Source organism: Falsihalocynthiibacter sp. S25ZX9 (genome assembly GCF_041205405.1).
In the GTDB taxonomy this organism is placed as follows: Bacteria; Pseudomonadota; Alphaproteobacteria; order Rhodobacterales; family Rhodobacteraceae; genus Falsihalocynthiibacter; species Falsihalocynthiibacter arcticus.
Window position 1 is genome coordinate 1 of record NZ_JBGFCD010000179.1, and the last position, 318, is coordinate 318.

The following is a 318-nucleotide window of genomic DNA, read 5'->3' on the forward strand; positions in this document are numbered from 1 at the left end:
AGCATGGTCGTCACGCCCGAGTGCAACGCGTCTTCCATTTGTTGCGGACAGATAAAGTGGATATGGCTATCAAACCCACCCGCCGTTAAAATACGCCATTCGCCCGCGATAATCTCCGTTCCGGGGCCAATGATAATATCCACATTGGATTGGGTATCCGGATTGCCCGCCTTGCCAATCGCCGAGATAAATCCACCACGCAAACCAACGTCCGCCTTGTAAATCCCTGTCGTGTCGACAATGAGGGCGTTGGTAATTACCGTATCCATGGCACCGCCCACACGCGAAATTTGGCTTTGCCCCATGCCGTCACGGATG

1 pseudogene is annotated in these 318 nt (G+C 53.8%); it reads right to left on the reverse strand.

The window, feature by feature from the left end:
- A pseudogene (gene ureC, locus AB9F29_RS21800) lies at nt 1–318 on the reverse strand (urease subunit alpha); the annotation flags it as partial.